General features: G+C 71.7%; 16 protein-coding genes. 7 read left to right on the top strand and 9 right to left on the bottom strand.

The features are described 5' to 3' along the window. Window positions 1-19: 19 nt before the first annotated feature. The 3 genes from ABZT74_RS32145 to ABZT74_RS32135 all read right to left on the bottom strand — a co-directional run bounded on the left by ABZT74_RS32145 (window position 20) and on the right by ABZT74_RS32135 (window position 4318). Window positions 20-1081, bottom strand: coding sequence for a CopD family protein (locus ABZT74_RS32145; protein ID WP_356440695.1), 1062 nt, complete (start codon window positions 1079-1081; stop codon window positions 20-22). Window positions 1082-1224: 143 nt separating this feature from the next. Then, entirely contained in the window at window positions 1225-2640 is a 1416-nt protein-coding gene (locus tag ABZT74_RS32140; RefSeq protein ID WP_356440693.1) for a CoA transferase, read from the bottom strand. A 151-nt stretch (window positions 2641-2791) separates the two neighbouring features. Next, window positions 2792-4318, bottom strand: coding sequence for a S8 family serine peptidase (locus ABZT74_RS32135; RefSeq protein WP_356440691.1), 1527 nt, complete (start codon window positions 4316-4318; stop codon window positions 2792-2794). A 391-nt stretch (window positions 4319-4709) separates the two neighbouring features. Here ABZT74_RS32135 and ABZT74_RS32130 point away from each other — a divergent pair, with 391 nt between their 5' ends. The 3 genes from ABZT74_RS32130 (at window position 4710) to moaA (ending at window position 7882) form a co-directional block, all read left to right on the top strand. Then, window positions 4710-5087, top strand: coding sequence for a DUF485 domain-containing protein (locus tag ABZT74_RS32130; RefSeq protein ID WP_355876690.1), 378 nt, complete (start codon window positions 4710-4712; stop codon window positions 5085-5087). Beyond that, a complete protein-coding gene (locus tag ABZT74_RS32125; RefSeq protein ID WP_355876693.1) occupies window positions 5084-6721 on the top strand; it encodes a cation acetate symporter in 1638 nt (545 codons plus the stop codon). The genes ABZT74_RS32130 and ABZT74_RS32125 overlap by 4 nt, the downstream gene beginning before the upstream one ends. A gap of 171 nt (window positions 6722-6892) precedes the next feature. Next, window positions 6893-7882 carry a GTP 3',8-cyclase MoaA gene (gene moaA, locus ABZT74_RS32120; protein WP_356174142.1) on the top strand — a complete coding sequence of 330 codons (990 nt, stop codon included), beginning with the start codon at window positions 6893-6895 and terminating at the stop codon, window positions 7880-7882. A gap of 19 nt (window positions 7883-7901) precedes the next feature. Here the strand turns inward: moaA and ABZT74_RS32115 are convergent, their stop codons facing one another. After that, entirely contained in the window at window positions 7902-8138 is a 237-nt protein-coding gene (locus ABZT74_RS32115) for a hypothetical protein (RefSeq protein WP_355876699.1), read from the bottom strand. Between the two features lie 360 nt (window positions 8139-8498). Then, on the bottom strand, window positions 8499-8885 hold the full coding sequence (locus tag ABZT74_RS32110) for a DUF3099 domain-containing protein (protein WP_356174195.1): 387 nt from the start codon (window positions 8883-8885) through the stop codon (window positions 8499-8501). Between the two features lie 242 nt (window positions 8886-9127). Between ABZT74_RS32110 and ABZT74_RS32105 the strand changes: the two genes are divergently transcribed. After that, entirely contained in the window at window positions 9128-9409 is a 282-nt protein-coding gene (locus ABZT74_RS32105) for a GlsB/YeaQ/YmgE family stress response membrane protein (RefSeq protein WP_355876702.1), read from the top strand. An 87-nt stretch (window positions 9410-9496) separates the two neighbouring features. On the opposite strand, the gene tyrS is transcribed toward ABZT74_RS32105, so the two are convergent. From tyrS to ABZT74_RS32090, 3 genes are read right to left on the bottom strand one after another with little or no spacing between them, the layout of a single operon-like run. Next, the gene (tyrS, locus tag ABZT74_RS32100; protein WP_356174144.1) at window positions 9497-10765 is read right to left on the bottom strand and encodes a tyrosine--tRNA ligase; all 1269 of its coding nucleotides are present in this window, start codon (window positions 10763-10765) and stop codon (window positions 9497-9499) included. 44 nt (window positions 10766-10809) lie between these two features. Continuing rightward, window positions 10810-12213, bottom strand: a complete 1404-nt coding sequence (locus ABZT74_RS32095) for a metallopeptidase TldD-related protein (protein ID WP_355876707.1) — start codon at window positions 12211-12213, stop codon at window positions 10810-10812. Further along, a complete protein-coding gene (locus ABZT74_RS32090) occupies window positions 12210-13733 on the bottom strand; it encodes a TldD/PmbA family protein (RefSeq protein WP_356174147.1) in 1524 nt (507 codons plus the stop codon). The genes ABZT74_RS32095 and ABZT74_RS32090 overlap by 4 nt, the downstream gene beginning before the upstream one ends. A gap of 248 nt (window positions 13734-13981) precedes the next feature. Here ABZT74_RS32090 and fabG point away from each other — a divergent pair, with 248 nt between their 5' ends. The 3 genes from fabG to ABZT74_RS32075 all read left to right on the top strand — a co-directional run bounded on the left by fabG (window position 13982) and on the right by ABZT74_RS32075 (window position 15987). After that, on the top strand, window positions 13982-14701 hold the full coding sequence (gene fabG, locus ABZT74_RS32085; RefSeq protein WP_355876713.1) for a 3-oxoacyl-[acyl-carrier-protein] reductase: 720 nt from the start codon (window positions 13982-13984) through the stop codon (window positions 14699-14701). Between the two features lie 5 nt (window positions 14702-14706). Beyond that, window positions 14707-15474 (top strand): enoyl-ACP reductase FabI, encoded by a 768-nt coding sequence (fabI, locus tag ABZT74_RS32080; protein ID WP_355876716.1) that lies wholly within the window; start codon window positions 14707-14709, stop codon window positions 15472-15474. A 153-nt stretch (window positions 15475-15627) separates the two neighbouring features. Next, entirely contained in the window at window positions 15628-15987 is a 360-nt protein-coding gene (locus ABZT74_RS32075) for a hypothetical protein (protein ID WP_356174149.1), read from the top strand. Between the two features lie 3 nt (window positions 15988-15990). Here the strand turns inward: ABZT74_RS32075 and ABZT74_RS32070 are convergent, their stop codons facing one another. After that, window positions 15991-16701 (bottom strand): FadR/GntR family transcriptional regulator, encoded by a 711-nt coding sequence (locus tag ABZT74_RS32070; RefSeq protein ID WP_356174152.1) that lies wholly within the window; start codon window positions 16699-16701, stop codon window positions 15991-15993. Window positions 16702-16731 lie beyond the last annotated feature (30 nt).

Below are 16731 nucleotides of genomic sequence, written 5' to 3'. Positions count from 1 at the left end.
CGCCGGCCGGGCTCGCCGCTCACCAGCGGATGGGCAGCGGCAGCGCCGTCAGCAGACCTGACACCGCGACGACCACGCCCAGCACGACGACCTCCGCGCGCGCGGGCGAGCGGGCGCCGAGCGGATCCCGCGCGCGGCGCAGCCGCAGCCGCGCGCAGAGCGCCAGGACGGCGACGGCGGTCACGAGGAGCACCTTCGCCAGCAGGGTGCGCCCGTACGCCGTCGTCGTCAGCTGGTCCATGACCGTGCCGGCCGGCATGCGGCGCAGCGAGCTCCAGACGCCGCTGGCGGTGATCACCGCGAACAGGACGGCCGCCACGCGCGCGTAGCCGCCGAGCAGCGCTGCACCGGCCGCCGAACCCGCCGAACCCGCCGCGGTCCCCGGCCCTGCGCCGCCGCCGGCGTCCGCCGCACGCCAGGCGCGCAGCAGCCGCAGGACGTGCAGCAGACCGCCCGCCCACAGCGCGGCGCAGATCACATGGACGAGCGTGAGACCGGAGCCGGTCAGCGCCGCGTGCTCGGCCGCCGGATGCGCGCGCAGCGCCTCCGCGAGCGCGACCGCGGCCAGCGGCCACACCTGTGCGCCGTACCGGCGCGACCGGGCGCAGAACCAGGCCACCGCGAACGCGTTGACCTCCAGGAGCGCCAGCCGCCCGTCGCGGCTCGCGTAGAGGCCGCCCAGGTCCAGGTCGGCGACATGACGCGGCACCAGATTGCCGGTCGCGACCACGGAGGCGAGCCCCAGCGCGGCGACGAACCCGGCGACCGCCGCGTACGCCGCCCAGCTTTGCGGAGCGTCCACCCGGGGCGCTCCGGGCACCCGACGGGCCAGCCGGGCCGCGAACAGTTCCCCGGCGGGGACGCACAGCGCCGCGAACAGCACCGCGCGCAGCAGGGCGATGCCCGCGACCCCCGGTGCGGCGGCCTCTCCCGTGCCCGTCAGCGCGGTGCGCGGGCCGAGCAGCGGGATCAGGGCCGCGACAGCCACCAGCGCGAGCAGGGCGAGGGCCCTGCGGGTGGCCTGCCGCCGGGCCGCCGCCCCCGCGTCCGCCGCGTCGGCCGTCGGTCGTGTCAACGTCACCTCACGATGCTCACCAGCCGCCGCGTACCCGGCAACTCACGTTAGCCCGTCCGACGTTGGAGGTCCGGACACCGGGAGAACCGGCGTACGGGGGCCGCTTGCGGTGTACGTGCGGGCTCTCGCGCCGTCTCCTCGGTCCCCCGTCACAGCCAGCGCGGTGCGTCCGTTCCCCAGGGGCCCGGCGGGCGGGACCAGTCGGTGGGGCCGTCGGTGAAGGCGATCGGGGGGAGGGCGTACCGGAGGTGGCCGATCGGGCTGTCGCGGTCGGAGAGCCGGCTGTCCGGGCTGTCGTGGGCGAGGCCCGTCATCCGGTTCTCCGTCCCGGGTTCCGCGGGGCCGCCGGTGTCCTGCCCGATGCCGTCCGTCAGCCACGCCGCCGTCCGTGCCAGTGCCAGGCGTACGAGGCGGCCCCGGCCGTCCTCGGACCGCTCGGTCAGGGCCCGCAGGACGGCCGCCGCCAGCAGGTAGCCGGTGCCGTGGTCGAGGGCCTGTGCGGGCAGCGCACCGGGGTCCTCGGCCGAACCCTGGGTGACGGCGATCCCCGTCGCCGCCTGCACCAGGCTGTCGAAGCCCCGCCGGCCGCCCCAGGGCCCGTACGCGCCCCACGCCGACAGCTGGGCCACGACCAGGCCCCGCCCGCGCTCGGCCAGCGCCTCGGGGGTGAGCCCGAACCGGTCGAGCGCGCCCGGCCGGTACCCCGTCACGACGACGTCGGCCGTCGCCAACAGTTCCTCGAACCGACGCCGGTCGACGGCCAGGTCCAGCGTCGTCGACCGCTTCCCGAAACCGGTGTCGGCGTGCGCGTCGGCCGACTCGGGCAGACGCGGCGCGTCCACGCGCAGCACGTCGGCGCCCAGCAGCGCCAGCGTGCGGGTGGCGACCGGGCCCGCGATGACCCGGGTCAGGTCCAGCACCCGCACCCCGGCGGCGGGCAGCAGCGGGCCACTGCCGACATCGAGCGGGGCGAGGGCACGCGCGGGCGCGCCGTCGAGCAGGCCGCGTTCGATCAGCGGCCGGGCCGCCACCGAGCGCCCTTGCGCGTGGGCGGCCCACTCCGCGGGCGTGCGCACAGCGACGGCGAGGCCGCCGGCCGCGTACACCGTCTCCTCGACCTCCGGCGCGGGCCGCTCCGCGAGCGCCGCGGCCACGTCCCGTACCGTCGCGTCGTCCGCCAGATCCAGCGCCGTGAGCAGCCGTGCCCGGTGATGGGGATAGTTCGCGTGCGTGCGCACCCAGCCGTCCGCCGTCCGCCAGAAGCGGGACAGCGGCGCGAAGGACGCCGGCGCGCGCCCGTCGACGAGCAGATGCCGCTCGCTGACGAACGCCGTGGCGACGGAGCCGTCGTCCACCGTCACGTGCGGGACCCCGGCGCGTCCGGTCCGCCGAGCCGCCAGCTCGGCGGCGGCCAGCGCGCACCCGCCCACGCAGGCCCGCGCCATCTCCCGTACGGGCAGCCGGGCCTCCAGCGCGTTCGCCCGCACCACGGTCGAGACCCCTTGAAGCTGGGCGGAGTCCCCGCCCAGCTCCCGCCACACGGCATCTATCGGTGATTGCGTCATACGGCCACTGTGCGGCGTGGACCGGATCAACATGTGCGCCGGGCCCCCGAAGGGTGGCGGGCGGCGGTCGACCGGTGAGGGCGGCGCGCAACGACGTGGCCCCGGCCGCCGCGACGGGCGACGACCGGGGCCACGGAGGCGTCGGTGGCGGCTACTTGACCGCCCGCAGCGCGTTGACGATCCCGAATCCGTAGAAGCCGTTCACGTGCTTGCCGCCCACGCAGGTCGCGTCGACGACACCGTCACCGTTCCCGTCGTACGGCTCGGCAGGGCAACCTGGGTTGTCCGCCTGGGCCTTGAGGAGGATCTGGAGCTGGGCGGGTGTCGCCCAGGGGTACTTGGACTTGAGCAGCGCGGCCACACCGGCGACGTGCGGCGTCGCCATCGAGGTGCCCTGGAGGTAGCCGTAGGTGTTGTTCGGCAGCGTCGAGAGGATACGGCCGTTCTGCGACGGCGTGTCCGGGATCTGGTAGCGGTCGCCGCCCGGCGCCGCGACGTCGATGACGCCCTCGCCGTAGCTGGAGAAGTACGACTTGGCGCCCTTGACGCCGGTCGAGGCGACCGTGACGACACCCGGCAACTGGGTCGGGATGTCGAAGCACTTGTGCGGGTCGACCGTCCGCGTCGTCGCCGTCGAGTCGTCGGGGCTGGACGCGTCGGTCAGCGCGTCCGAGTCGAGGTCGTCGTTGGAGTTGCCCGCCGCGGCGACGTTCAGCGTGCCCTTGTGCTGCGCGTACAGCTGGGCCCGGTTGACCGCGTCGACGATCGCCTTCTGGTCGGGGTCGTCGACGCAGTTGTACAGCCACGGGTCCACGTAGTAGCTGTTGTTGGTGATCTCGACGCCGTGGTCGGCGGCGAACACGAAGGCGCAGACGACGCTCTCCGGGTAGAACAGCTGGGTGGAGTCCGGCTGGGCCACGGTGATGCCGGCGACCTTCACGCCGGGCGCGACACCGGCGACGCCGACGCCGTTGCGGGCCGCCGCGATCTCACCGGCGACGTGGGTGCCGTGGTAGTGGTCGGCGTCCACCGGACGCCAGGAGCCGTACGTCGTGTCCGGCTTGCCGCCCACGCAGTTCGCGGACTGCGAGGCGGAGAAGTTCGGCGCGATGTCCGGGTGCGTGTCGTCGACGCCGACGTCGATCACCGCGACGGTGACCTTCTTGCTGCCCGGGTTGACCGCGGCCGCCTTGTCGGCGCCTATCGCGCGCAGATCCCACTGGTCGGCCTCCAGCGGTTCTTCGCCCGGGGCGGCCGTCTTCGCGACCTTGGCGGCCTCCGCGGCCGACAGCACCTGCGCCGCGCCCTCGTCCGTCGTTCCGGCGGGCGTCAGGGCCGAGGTGCGCGTGGCACCGGCCGACTGCACTCCGCGCGCCGCCCGGATCTGCCGCCCGAAGTCCGGGTTGGCGGAGTGGACGACGATCACACCGATCTGCTCGTACGCGATGACGACGCTGCCGCCGGCCGCGGTGATCGCCCGCTGCACCGACGCGATGGTGCGGTGGTCCGCCCGCGTGTTGACCACGTAGGAGAGGTTCGGCCCGTCCGCGGCCGTCACGGCGGGCGCGGTGGCGGGAGCGGCGGACGCGACACCCGGCAGGAAGCCCAGCGAGGCGGTGAGCGACAGAACGACCGGCACGGCGAGGGCGAGACGGCGTCTGGAACGCAGATGAGCCATGGGATCTCCACATCATCCGGAAAACGGAGCTGCCCGAACACAGGTGGTGCCCGGGCAGGTACATGACGGAAATGGCGCAGGCTGAAGCTATCCTCCCGCCGCCCGGGCCAGCAATGACTTCCGGCGACGACTTCCTGGAGAAGGCGACTTCCCGAAAGAACTCAGGGGAGTTGAACCGGTCCACGCGTGGCGCCGTGACCTTGGGCAGGAAGCCCGTGGACGATCGGGCTCCCTGCTGGATCACGGAACAGAGTCGCGACATCGCACCCCGTCACGTGATCCACGTCACTGTGAGGTCAGCCGCATGTCCGTACCCGAACCGTCCCCGTCCGCGAGCACCGGCTCGCCCCCGCCCGCCGTCGCAACCGCACCCGCAACGCGAGGAGACACCGTGGCCACCGACGCACCGCCACCCGCGAACGACGCCCCTCCGCCCGCGAGGACCGGCGCCCCTCTGCCGTCCACCGAGGAGTTCATGGAGGTCCAGCAGAGCGCCGAATTCGGTGAACTGCGCCGATCCCACCGCTCGTTCGCCTTTCCGCTGACCATCGGCTTCATCCTCTGGTACCTGCTGTACGTCCTGCTCTCGAATTACGCGGGCGACTTCATGGGCACCAAGCTGGTCGGCAACATCAACGTCGCCCTGGTGCTCGGCCTCGGCCAGTTCCTCACCACGTTCCTCATCGCCTGGTGGTACTCGCGGCACGCCGCCGCCCAGCTCGACCCCAAGGCCGACGCCATCAAGTCCCGGATGGAGGGCGGCGCATGAGCTCCGTACAGACCAGCCTGCACACGACGGTGCTGGCCGCCGGCGAGGCCAGTGAGCACCGGCCGCTGATCATCACCCTGTTCGCGGTGTTCGTCGCCGCGACCCTCGTCATCACCGTCTGGGCGGGCCGCCAGACCAAGGACGCCGCCGACTTCTACGCGGGCGGCCGCCAGTTCACCGGCTTCCAGAACGGCCTCGCCGTCTCCGGCGACTACATGTCCGCCGCGTCCTTCCTCGGCATCGCCGGCGCCATCGCCCTCTTCGGCTACGACGGCTTCCTGTACTCCATCGGCTTCCTGGTCGCCTGGCTGGTCGCCCTGCTCCTGGTCGCCGAGCCGCTGCGCAACTCCGGCCGCTACACGATGGGCGACGTCCTCGCGTACCGCATGCGCCAGCGCCCCGTCCGCACCGCCGCGGGCACCTCGACCATCGTCGTGTCGATCTTCTACCTGCTGGCCCAGATGGCCGGCGCGGGCGTCCTCGTCTCGCTGCTCCTCGGCATCACCAGCGACAGCGGCAAGGTCGGCATCGTCGCGCTCGTCGGCGTCCTGATGATCGTGTACGTCACCATCGGCGGCATGAAGGGCACCACCTGGGTCCAGATGGTCAAGGCCGTCCTGCTGATCATCGGCGCCCTGCTGCTGACCTTCCTGGTGCTGCTGAAGTTCAACTTCAACATCTCCGACCTGCTCGGCAAGGCGGCCGAGAACAGCGGCAAGGGATCCCCGTTCCTGGAGCCCGGCCTCAAGTACGGCGCCACCTCCACCACCAAGCTGGACTTCATCTCGCTCGGCATGGCGCTGGTCCTCGGCACCGCGGGCCTGCCCCACATCCTGATCCGCTTCTACACCGTGCCCACCGCCAAGACCGCGCGGAAGTCCGTCAACTGGGCCATCGGCCTCATCGGCGCCTTCTACCTGATGACCCTCGCCCTCGGCTTCGGCGCGGCCGCGCTGATCAAACCGGACGAGATCATCGCCTCCAACAAGGCGGGCAACACGGCGGCACCCCTGCTCGCCCTGCATCTCGGCGGCGTCGACTCCAGCTGGGGCGCGATCCTCCTCGCCACCATCTCCGCCGTCGCCTTCGCCACCATCCTCGCGGTCGTCGCGGGACTGACCCTGGCCTCGTCCTCGTCGTTCGCGCACGACATCTACGCGAACGTCATCAAGAGGGGCCAGGCCACGGAGAAGCAGGAGATGAGGGCCGCCCGCTACGCGACGGTCGGCATCGGCGCCGTGTCGATCCTCCTCGGCGCCCTCGCCCGCGACCTCAACGTCGCCGGCCTGGTCGCACTCGCCTTCGCCGTCGCCGCCTCGGCCAACCTGCCCACGATCCTCTACAGCCTGTTCTGGAAGAAGTTCACCACCCAGGGCGCACTGTGGTCGATCTACGGCGGTCTGGTCACCGCGGTCGGCCTGGTGCTGTTCTCCCCGGTGGTCTCGGGCAAGCCCACGTCGATGTTCCCGGACGTCGACTTCCACTGGTTCCCGCTGGAGAACCCGGGCCTCATCTCGATCCCGGTCGGCTTCCTGCTGGGCTGGCTCGGCACCCTGCTGTCGAAGGAGGAGCCCGACGCCGGAAAGTACGCCGAGCTGGAGGTCCGCTCCCTGACGGGCACCGGAGCGCACTGAGGCACCGGCATCGCGCGGGCCCGTCGTAGGCCGCTGGTGGATCACCACTAGTAGGTCCCTACGACGGGCCCGCGCCGCGTCTCGTGGGATCGGGCCGCTGTCCTTGTCGGCGGTGTCACGTAGGCTCGCACTGTCCGGAAAACGTGATCGGCATCGAGGGAGGGGGCCCACGTGCTCATCGACAAGTTCGGCCGAGTAGCCACTGACCTGAGGGTTTCCCTGACAGACCGGTGCAACCTCCGCTGTACCTACTGCATGCCCGAAGAGGGCCTGCAGTGGCTCGCCAAGCCCGATCTGCTCACGGACGACGAGATCGTCCGGCTGATCGACATCGCGGTCACCCACCTCGGCATCGAGGAGGTCCGCTTCACCGGCGGCGAACCGCTGCTGCGCCCCGGCCTCGTCGGCATCGTCGAGCGGGTCGCGGCCCTCGCGCCCCGCCCCCAGATGTCGCTCACGACCAACGGCATCGGCCTCAAGCGCACCGCCGCCGCCCTGCAGGCCGCGGGCCTGGACCGGGTGAACGTCTCGCTGGACACCCTCCGGCCCGACGTCTTCAAGACCCTCACGCGCCGCGACCGGCACAAGGACGTCATCGACGGACTCGAAGCCGCCCACGCCGCGGGCCTGACCCCCGTGAAGATCAACTCGGTCCTGATGCCCGGCCTGAACGCTGACGAGGCACCGGACCTCCTCGCCTGGGCCGTCGCCCACGACTACGAACTCCGCTTCATCGAGCAGATGCCGCTGGACGCCCAGCACGGCTGGAAGCGCGACGGCATGGTCACCGCCGGCGACATCCTCGCCTCCCTGCGTACCCGCTTCGAGCTCACCGAGGAGGGCGCGGGCGCGCGGGGTTCCGCGCCCGCCGAGCGCTGGACCGTCGACGGCGGCCCGCACCAGGTCGGTGTCATCGCCTCGGTGACCCGCCCGTTCTGCGCGGCCTGCGACCGTACGCGTCTGACCGCCGATGGGCAGGTGCGCACCTGCCTGTTCGCCACCGAGGAGACCGACCTGCGGGCGGCGCTGCGCTCGGACGCCGCCGACGAGGAGATCGCCCGGATCTGGCGGGTCGCGATGTGGGGCAAGAAGGCGGGGGCGGGTCTGGACGACCCGTCGTTCGTACAGCCCGACCGCCCGATGTCGGCGATCGGCGGCTAGGCCGGTCGTCCGGCGCCGCTCAGGCCTCCGGGGACTCCCATTCCTCCAGCCGGACCACGTCCTTCAGGAACCCGCGGATGCCGAGGAACGTCGACAGGTGTTCGCGGTGTTCGTCGCACGCGAGCCAGGTCTTCCTGCGCTCGGGCGTGTGCAGCTTCGGGTTGTTCCACGCGAGTACCCACACGGCATCCGCGCGGCAGGCCTTGGCCGAGCAGACGGGGGAGGCGGGGTCGGAGCCGGGCACGTTCAGAATCACGCCGCCGACCCTAGCCGAGGCCTCACTTCACGCGTCCCGCGCGGTCGGCCGGTGTCCTCGGAAGAGCCCTCCGACGGGCCTTCGGCACCCCTGCAAAGGCGACGCCGAGCAGCCACGGGGGGAGCTGCCCGGCGTCGGTCTGTCGCTCCGACGGGGGATGCGGAGCGCGTACGAAGTATGTCACGGCCGACCCGCCGCCCGGCACCTGAACAACATGATTGATCTGAGGTTTTCTTGAGCTTGGAGCATGGCCGGATTCCGTGTTCGAAGGCTCCTCCGGGGCCGTTTCCGAGGGCGTGACGGGGCCTGCCCGGAGGCGTTCCACAGACGGTTCCCGCGCCGTGGCGGACCCGTTTCGCGTCAGCTCGGATCGTGCTGATCGGGCCGTGACGGCATCCCCGGATCGGCGGCGACGCCCTCCGGGTCCGGTGCCGCGGGACCGTCCTGGCGCGGCGGCGCGATCATCGGCCGGGAGGGCGCGGCGACGAACGTCGACGGGAGCCCCGGCGCGTTCTCGCGGCCCGCGTTGGCGATGACGACGGCCACGTAGGGGAGGAGGATGCCGAGCACCAGCGCGACGATCGCCACGTGCCGCTCGACGTTCCACAGGGCCGCCCCGAGGATGACCGCGACCGTGCGGACGGACATGGAGATGATGTAGCGGCGCTGCCGGCCGCGGACGTCCTCGTCCAGTCCCTGCCGCGCTCCGGTGATCCGGAAGACCTGGACGTCGCTCTGCTTCCTGATCACATTCCACCACCCGCCTGTCTCGGACGTTCCCCGGTCCGTACCCGGTACGAACCCGTCGACAGCGGGCCCGGACAGCCTCCACGGTACGCCGCGGCTGCGCCGCCTTCGAGACCGGGGCACGTCCCCGGCGAGTGGATCGGGTGCGCGGTACCGCGTATGGCTCCGCCCGACATGCGACGTATGACCGCCACCACGAGACTGGCGGTACTGCTCACGGAGAGCCGTACTAGGAGGCAGACATGGGCTGGTTGTGGGCGATCATCGTCGGGTTCGTGCTGGGCCTGATCGCCAAGGCGATCATTCCGGGAAAGCAGCACAGCCCGCTCTGGCTGACGACCATCTTCGGCATCCTCGGCGCCATCGTCGGCAACGCGATCGCACGCGGCATCGGCATCGCCGAGACCCGGGGCATCGACTGGGGCCGGCACGCGCTGCAGCTCGCCGCCGCGATCGTCATCGTCTTCCTCGGCGACATGCTCTACATGGCGGTGCGGGGCAACAAGGTGAAGGCGACCCGGTGACTCCCACCCGGTGAACGACGAAGAAGGGGCGGCCCCGGTCAGGGAGCCGCCCCTCTTCGTCGTACGTCACACCGCGCGGGCGGTGCCTCAGGCGCCGGTGACCTCGACCGCGGCCAGGCTCTTCTTGCCCCGGCGCAGAACCAGCCAGCGTCCGTGCAGCAGGTCCTCCTCGGCGGGGACCGCGTCCTCGGCGGCGACCTTCACGTTGTTCACGTAGGCCCCGCCCTCCTTCACCGTGCGCCGGGCGGCCGACTTGCTGGCCACCAGACCGACCTCGGCGAAGAGGTCCACGACGAGACCCGGCTCGGTGACCTGGATGTGCGGCACCTCGGAGAGGGCCGCGCTCAGGGTCCGCTCGTCGAGCCCGGCCAGCTCGCCCTGTCCGAAGAGCGCCTTGGACGCGGCGATCACGGCGGCCGTCTGGTCGGCGCCGTGCACCAGCGTCGTCAGCTCCTCGGCCAGCGCGCGCTGCGCGGCGCGCGCCTGCGGCCGCTCCTCGGTCTGCCGCTCCAGCTCCTCCAGCTCCTCACGGGACTGGAAGGACAGGATCCGCAGGTACGTCGAGACGTCCCGGTCGTCCACGTTCAGCCAGAACTGGTAGAAGGCGTACGGCGTCGTCATCTCGGGGTCGAGCCAGACGGCGCCGCCCTCGGTCTTGCCGAACTTGGTGCCGTCCGCCTTCACCATCAGCGGCGTCGCCAGCGCGTGCACCTGGGCCTGCGGCTCCAGACGGTGGATCAGGTCCAGGCCCGCCGTGAGGTTGCCCCACTGGTCGCTGCCGCCCTGCTGCAGCGTGCAGCCGTACCGGCGGTACAGCTCCAGGAAGTCCATCCCCTGGAGCAGCTGGTAGCTGAACTCCGTGTAGCTGATGCCCTCCTCCGACTCCAGCCGCCGGGCGACCGAGTCCTTGGTGAGCATCTTGTTCACGCGGAAGTGCTTGCCGATGTCCCGCAGGAACTCGATGGCCGACAGACCGGCCGTCCAGTCCAGGTTGTTCACCATGACCGCGGCGTTCTCGCCCTCGAAGGACAGGAAGGGCTCGATCTGCGAGCGCAGGCGCGTCACCCAGTTCGCGACCGTCTCCGGGTCGTTCAGCGTGCGCTCCGCCGTGGGGCGGGGGTCACCGATCTGACCCGTCGCCCCGCCGACCAGCGCCAGGGGCCGCAGGCCCGCCTGCTGGAGCCGGCGCATCGTGAGCACCTGCACCAGGTGGCCGACGTGCAGGCTCGCCGCGGTCGGGTCGAAGCCGCAATAGAACGTGACGGGACCGTCCGCGAGCGCCTTGCGCAAAGCATCTTCGTCAGTGGACAGGGAGAAAAGCCCCCGCCACTTCAGCTCGTCGACGATGTCCGTCACGGTTCTCGTATCTCCTTGGGTGGTCGCGTGGATCAGGTACGAGGTTATACGCCCTGGCTGACAGAGCTCATATTGAAGTCCGGCACCCGCAGGGCGGGCATCGCGGCCCGGGTGAACCAGTCGCTCCACTCGCGCGGCAGCGTCTTCTCCGTCCGCCCCGCCTCGGTGGCCCGCCCGAGCAGGCCCACCGGCGACTCGTTGAAGCGGAAGTTGTTCACCGCGCCGACGACCTCGCCGTTCTCGACGAGATAGACGCCGTCCCGGGTGAGCCCGGTCAGCAGCAGCGTCGCCGGGTCGACCTCGCGGATGTACCAGAGGCAGGTGAGCAGCAGACCGCGCTCGGTGGCGGCGACCATCTCCTCCAGCGACCGGTCCTCGCCGCCGTCCAGGACGAGGTTGCCGATCGACGGTGTCACCGGCAGCCCGGTCAGGTCCGCGCTGTGCCGGGTGGTGGACAGGTGCCGCAGCTCGCCCTGGCGGATCCAGTCGGTGGCCGTCAGCGGCAGCCCGTTGTCGAACACGGAGGCGTCGTCGCCCGAGGAGTGCGCGAGCACGAACGGCGCGGACTCCAGACCCGGCTCGTTCGGGTCGCTGCGCAGCGTCAGCGGCAGCTCGGTGAGCCGCTCGCCGATGCGGGTGCCGCCGCCCGGCTTGCTGAAGACCGTCCGGCCCTCGGCGGCGTCGCGGGCCGCCGCCGACCACATCTGGTAGATCATCAGGTCGGCGACGGCGGTCGGCGGCAGCAGCGTCTCGTAGCGCCCGGCGGGCAGCTCCACGCGCCGCTCCGCCCAGCCGAGCCGTACGGCCAGCTCCGCGTCGAGCGCGGCCGGGTCGACGTCCTTGAAGTCCCGCGTCGAGCGCCCCGCCCACGCCGACCGCGTCCGGTCCGGGGACTTGGCGTTCAGCTCCAGCGTCCCGTTCGGCTGGTCGTGCCGCAGCCGCAGCCCGGTCGACGTACCGACGTAGCTGGTGACGAGTTCGTGGTTGGCGAAGCCGTACAGCTCCCGGCCGCCGGCCCGGGCGCGGGCGAAGGACTCGCCCAGCGCCGGCGCGAAGTCGGCGAACACCGCGGACGAGGTCTCGGCCGGCGCGTCCGTGAAGTCGGGGGACTCGGCCACGCCCGCGACGAGCGGCCGGCCGTCCTCGGCGGGACCGGCACCCCGGGCCGCCGCCTCGGCGGCCCGCACCAGGGGCTCCAGCTCCTCGGCGGTCACGGCCGAGCGCGAGACCACGCCGGACGCGGTGCCCTCCCGGCCGTCGACCGTGGCGATCACGGTGAGGGTGCGCCCGCGGGTGACCCCGTTGGTGGTCAGCGCGTTGCCCGCCCAGCGCAGGTTGGCGGAGGACTCCTCGTCGGCGATCACCACGCAGCCGTCGGCCCGGGACAGTGCGAGGGCGCGCTCGACGATCTCGTGCGGCTTGTTCTGCTGGCTGGAGCGAGCGCTCATCGACCGGCCTCCTGGGTCGTGTTGAGGATGTTGACACCCTTGAAGAGGGCGGAGGGGCAGCCGTGCGAGACCGCGGCGACCTGGCCCGGCTGGGCCTTGCCGCAGTTGAAGGCACCACCCAGGACGTAGGTCTGCGGACCGCCCACCGCGGCCATCGACCCCCAGAAGTCGGTGGTCGTGGCCTGGTACGCGACATCCCGCAGCTGGCCCGCGATCCGGCCGTTCTCGATCCGGAAGAAACGCTGGCCGGTGAACTGGAAGTTGTAGCGCTGCATGTCGATGGACCAGGAGCGGTCACCCACGACGTAGATGCCGCGGTCGACGCCCCCGATCAGGTCCTCTGTGGACAGACCGCCGGGGTCCGGCTGGAGAGAGACGTTGGCCATCCGCTGCACCGGCACGTGCCCGGGGGAGTCGGCGTACGCGCAGCCGTTGGAGCGGTCGAAGCCGGTCAGCTTCGCGATGCGCCGGTCCAGCTGGTACCCGACGAGCGTGCCGTCCCTGACGAGGTCCCAGGACTGGCCGGCGACCCCTTCGTCGTCGTACCCGATCGTCGCGAGGCCGTGCTCGGCGGTGCGGTCACCGGTCACGTTCATCAGCTCCGAGCCGTACCGCAGCTTGCCCAGCTGGTCGAAGGTGGCGAACGACGTGCCCGCGTACGCCGCTTCGTAGCCGAGCGCGCGGTCCAGCTCGGTGGCGTGCCCGATCGACTCGTGGATCGTCAGCCACAGGTTGGACGGGTCGACGACCAGGTCGTACACCCCCGCCTCGACGCTCGGCGCGCGCATCTTCTCGGCGAGCAGCCCGGGGATGCTCTCCAGTTCGGTGTCCCAGTCCCAGCCGGTGCCCCGCAGGTACTCCCAGCCGCGTCCGACCGGCGGCGCGATCGTCCGCATCGAGTCGAACTCGCCGCTCGACTCGTCCACGGCGACGGCGGTGAGCTGCGGATGCAGCCGCACCCGCTGCTGCGTCGTCACGGTGCCCGCGGTGTCCGCGTAGAACTTGTTCTCGTGCACCGACATCAGTGACGCGTCGACGTGGTTGACGCCGTCGGCCGCCAGCAGCCGCGCGCTCCAGTCGGCGAGCAGCCCCGCCTTCTCCTCGTCCGGAACCGAGAACGGATCGATCTCGTACGAGGAGATCCACGTCCGGTCGGCGTGCACCGGCTCGTCCGCCAGCTCGACACGCTCGTCGGAACCGGCCGCCTTGATCACCTGGGCCGACAGCTTCGCCATCGCCACGGCCTGCGAGGCGACCTTCGCCGCCGCGTCCATCGTCAGATCGACGCCCGACGCGAACCCCCAGGTCCCGCCGTGCACCACACGCACCGCGTAGCCGAGGTCCGTGGTGTCCGACGACCCGGCCGGCTTGGCGTCGCGCAACCGCAGGGTCGCGCTGCGCACCCGCTCGAACCGGAAGTCCGCGTGCTCCGCGCCGAGCGCCCGCGCCCGCGCGAGCGCGGCGTCCGCGAGGGCGCGCAGCGGCAGCGCCGTGAACGCTTCGTCGATGGAATGAGGCACCGAGGTCTCCCTGCTGTCGTGGCCTGTCGGGTCCGATCATGTCGCGCGGGCGGGCTCCGGGGCCACGCCTTTCGTGCGACCGGGCGCTTTTTCGGCCGGGCCTCCCCGGCTTTCTGTAGGGACCCGACAGAGGGCGCCCGAACCCACTGTCGGTGCCCGATTCTCTGACAGGCCGGACGGACCGATAGGTTTTCGAGGTAGGCGCCTGTCATGCAGGGGTTCCAGTCCGCTATCGAAAGGGTGATCCGTTGAGCCGCTCGGTTCTCGTCACCGGAGGCAACCGAGGCATCGGCCTCGCCATCGCCCGCGCGTTCGCCGACGCAGGCGACAAGGTCGCCATCACGTACCGGTCCGGTGAGCCGCCGGCCGCCCTGACGGAATTGGGGTGCCTCGCCGTCAAGTGCGACATCACCGACACCGAGCAGGTGGAGCAGGCCTACAAGGAGATCGAGGCCCAGCACGGCCCGGTCGAGATCCTCGTCGCCAACGCCGGCATCACCAAGGACCAGCTCCTGATGCGCATGTCCGAGGAGGACTTCACCTCGGTCATCGACACCAACCTGACCGGCGCCTTCCGTGTCGTGAAGCGCGCCAACCGCGGCATGCTGCGGGCCAAGAAGGGCCGCGTCGTCCTCATCTCCTCGGTGGTCGGACTGCTCGGCTCCGCGGGCCAGGCGAACTACGCCGCCTCCAAGGCCGCCCTGGTCGGCTTCGCGCGCTCGCTCGCCCGGGAACTCGGCTCGCGCAACCTCACCTTCAACGTCGTCGCGCCCGGCTTCGTCGACACCGACATGACGCAGGCGCTCACCGACGAGCAGCGCGCGAACATCGTGTCGCAGGTGCCGCTGGGCCGGTACGCGAAGCCCGAGGAGATCGCCGCGGCGGTGCGGTTCCTCGCCTCGGACGACGCCTCGTACATCACTGGAGCCGTCATCCCGGTTGACGGCGGACTGGGAATGGGTCACTGATCACCATGAGCGGAATTCTCGAGGGCAAGCGCGTCCTGATCACCGGTGTGCTGATGGAGTCCTCCATCGCCTTCCACACCGCCAAGCTGGCCCAGGAGCAGGGCGCCGAGATCATCCTGACCGCGTTCCCGCGGCCCACGCTGACCGAGCGCATCGCCAGGAAGCTCCCGAAGCCCACCAAGGTCATCGAGCTCGACGTCACCAACGACGAGCACCTCGCCCGTCTCGCCGAGCTCGTCAGCGAGGAGCTGGGCGGCCTCGACGGTGTCGTGCACTCCATCGGCTTCGCGCCGCAGGACGCCCTCGGCGGCAACTTCCTCAACACGCCGTTCGAGTCGGTCGCCACGGCCATGCACGTCTCGGCGTTCTCCCTGAAGTCGCTGACCATGGCCTGCCTGCCGCTGATGCAGAACGGCGGCTCGGTCGTCGGCCTCACCTTCGACGCGCAGTACGCCTGGCCGCAGTACGACTGGATGGGTCCGGCCAAGGCCGCCCTGGAGGCCACCAACCGTTACCTCGCCCGCGACCTGGGCAAGCAGAACGTGCGCTCGAACCTCATCTCGGCCGGCCCCATCGGCTCGATGGCCGCCAAGTCCATCCCGGGCTTCAGCGAGCTGGCCTCCGTGTGGGACTCCCGCGCCCCCCTGGAGTGGGACATCAAGGACCCGGAGCCCGCGGGCAAGGGCGTCGTCGCCCTGCTGAGCGACTGGTTCCCGAAGACCACCGGCGAGATCATCCACGTGGACGGCGGGCTGCACGCCATCGGCGCGTAACCCCCACGCCCGGTCAGGACGCCCCGTTTCCCGCGGTTCGCGGGCGACGGGGCGTCCCCCGTTCGGCCCATTCGGCCGGGCGCCGGGAGCACCGCACCACGCACTCTGGGAGTACGCACCGCCCCGCAGCCGTACGGCCGAGGAGGTCCCCTTGTGCGCCTGTCCCGCCGCATTGCCCCGGCGTTCGCCGCCGTCGCCCTGGTGATGGCCGTTCCGTACGACGCGATACCCCGGACGCTCGCACACCAGGACGACGCCGGGACCTCACGACCCTCCGGATCCCAGCCCTTCGGCGCCGAGTGCCGGACGACCGTCACCGGCTCGCACGTGGTGGCGTACTGCCACAACCCCTATGTGGACACCGACAGCGTCCGGCTGCACGTCGAGTGCGCCCGCTGGTGGGACATCGACACCGACAGCGCCTCCGTCGACGTCGGACCCGCGACGACGGTCCGGCTGTCCGGGCGGTGCTGGAAGGAGATCCGCGCCGTCTGGATCACGCACGGCACCTGACGGTCAGCCGCGCCCGGCACCCGGCGCCCCGCCCCCGGCGTCCAGCCGTCCCGGCCGGCACATGAACGCGTAGCTCCCCGCCTCCTCGGCGGCCGCCTCCGAGGCGCCCGAACGGATCGCGTCGACCAGCCGGGCGTGGTCCATGTGGCTCTCCGGCGTCAGCTCGGCGCCCACGTCCTCGCGCAGCCAGTCGCGCAGCACCTCGCCCAGGTCCGCGTACATCGCCGTCATGACGTCGTTGTGGGACGCGGCGACCACGGCCAGGTGGAAGGTCGCGTCGGCGGTCACGAAGGCCTCCGTGTCGCCCGACTCCCAGGCTTCCTCCCGGCGTACGAGGAGGGCGTCCAGCTGCTTGAGATCGCGCTCGGTGCGGCGCTCGGAGGCCAGCGCCGCGGCGCTCGACTCCAGCGTGGACCGCAGTTCGGCGATGTGCCGCGGATCGGCGTCCGCGAACCTGCGGTGCATCACACCCGCCAGCTCACTGGTCGCCACCACGTAGGTGCCCGAGCCCTGCCGGATGTCCAGCAGACCGTTGTGGGCGAGCGCGCGGACGGCCTCGCGCACCGTGTTGCGGGCGACCCCGAGCTGGTCGACGAGTTCCGGCTCGGTGGGGATGCGGGAGCCCACCGGCCACTCGCCGGAGGTGATCTGGTTCCGCAGCTCGGCGATGACCTGCTCGGACAGTGCCGAACGGCGGGGGTGGCTCAGCGGCATGACGGTCCTTCGTACGGGCCCGGGTGCGGT

This window comes from Streptomyces sp. NPDC005302 (assembly GCF_040607345.1).
Classification (GTDB): domain Bacteria; phylum Actinomycetota; class Actinomycetes; order Streptomycetales; family Streptomycetaceae; genus Streptomyces.
The sequence above is the reverse complement of the archived record's forward strand: the minus strand, read 5'-3'. Positions and strand labels throughout refer to the sequence as shown.

Bases quoted from the DNA above. Each gene is read 5' to 3' on its own strand.
- ABZT74_RS32140 (WP_356440693.1), bottom strand. From the start codon at position 2,640: ATGACGCAATCACCGATAGATGCCGTGTGGCGGGAGCTGGGCGGGGAC.
- ABZT74_RS32135 (WP_356440691.1), bottom strand. From the start codon at position 4,318: ATGGCTCATCTGCGTTCCAGACGCCGTCTCGCCCTCGCCGTGCCGGTC.
- ABZT74_RS32125 (WP_355876693.1), top strand. From the start codon at position 5,084: ATGAGCTCCGTACAGACCAGCCTGCACACGACGGTGCTGGCCGCCGGC.
- ABZT74_RS32105 (WP_355876702.1), top strand. From the start codon at position 9,128: ATGGGCTGGTTGTGGGCGATCATCGTCGGGTTCGTGCTGGGCCTGATC.
- ABZT74_RS32095 (WP_355876707.1), bottom strand. From the start codon at position 12,213: ATGAGCGCTCGCTCCAGCCAGCAGAACAAGCCGCACGAGATCGTCGAG.
- fabI (WP_355876716.1), top strand. From the start codon at position 14,707: ATGAGCGGAATTCTCGAGGGCAAGCGCGTCCTGATCACCGGTGTGCTG.
- ABZT74_RS32070 (WP_356174152.1), bottom strand. From the start codon at position 16,701: ATGCCGCTGAGCCACCCCCGCCGTTCGGCACTGTCCGAGCAGGTCATC.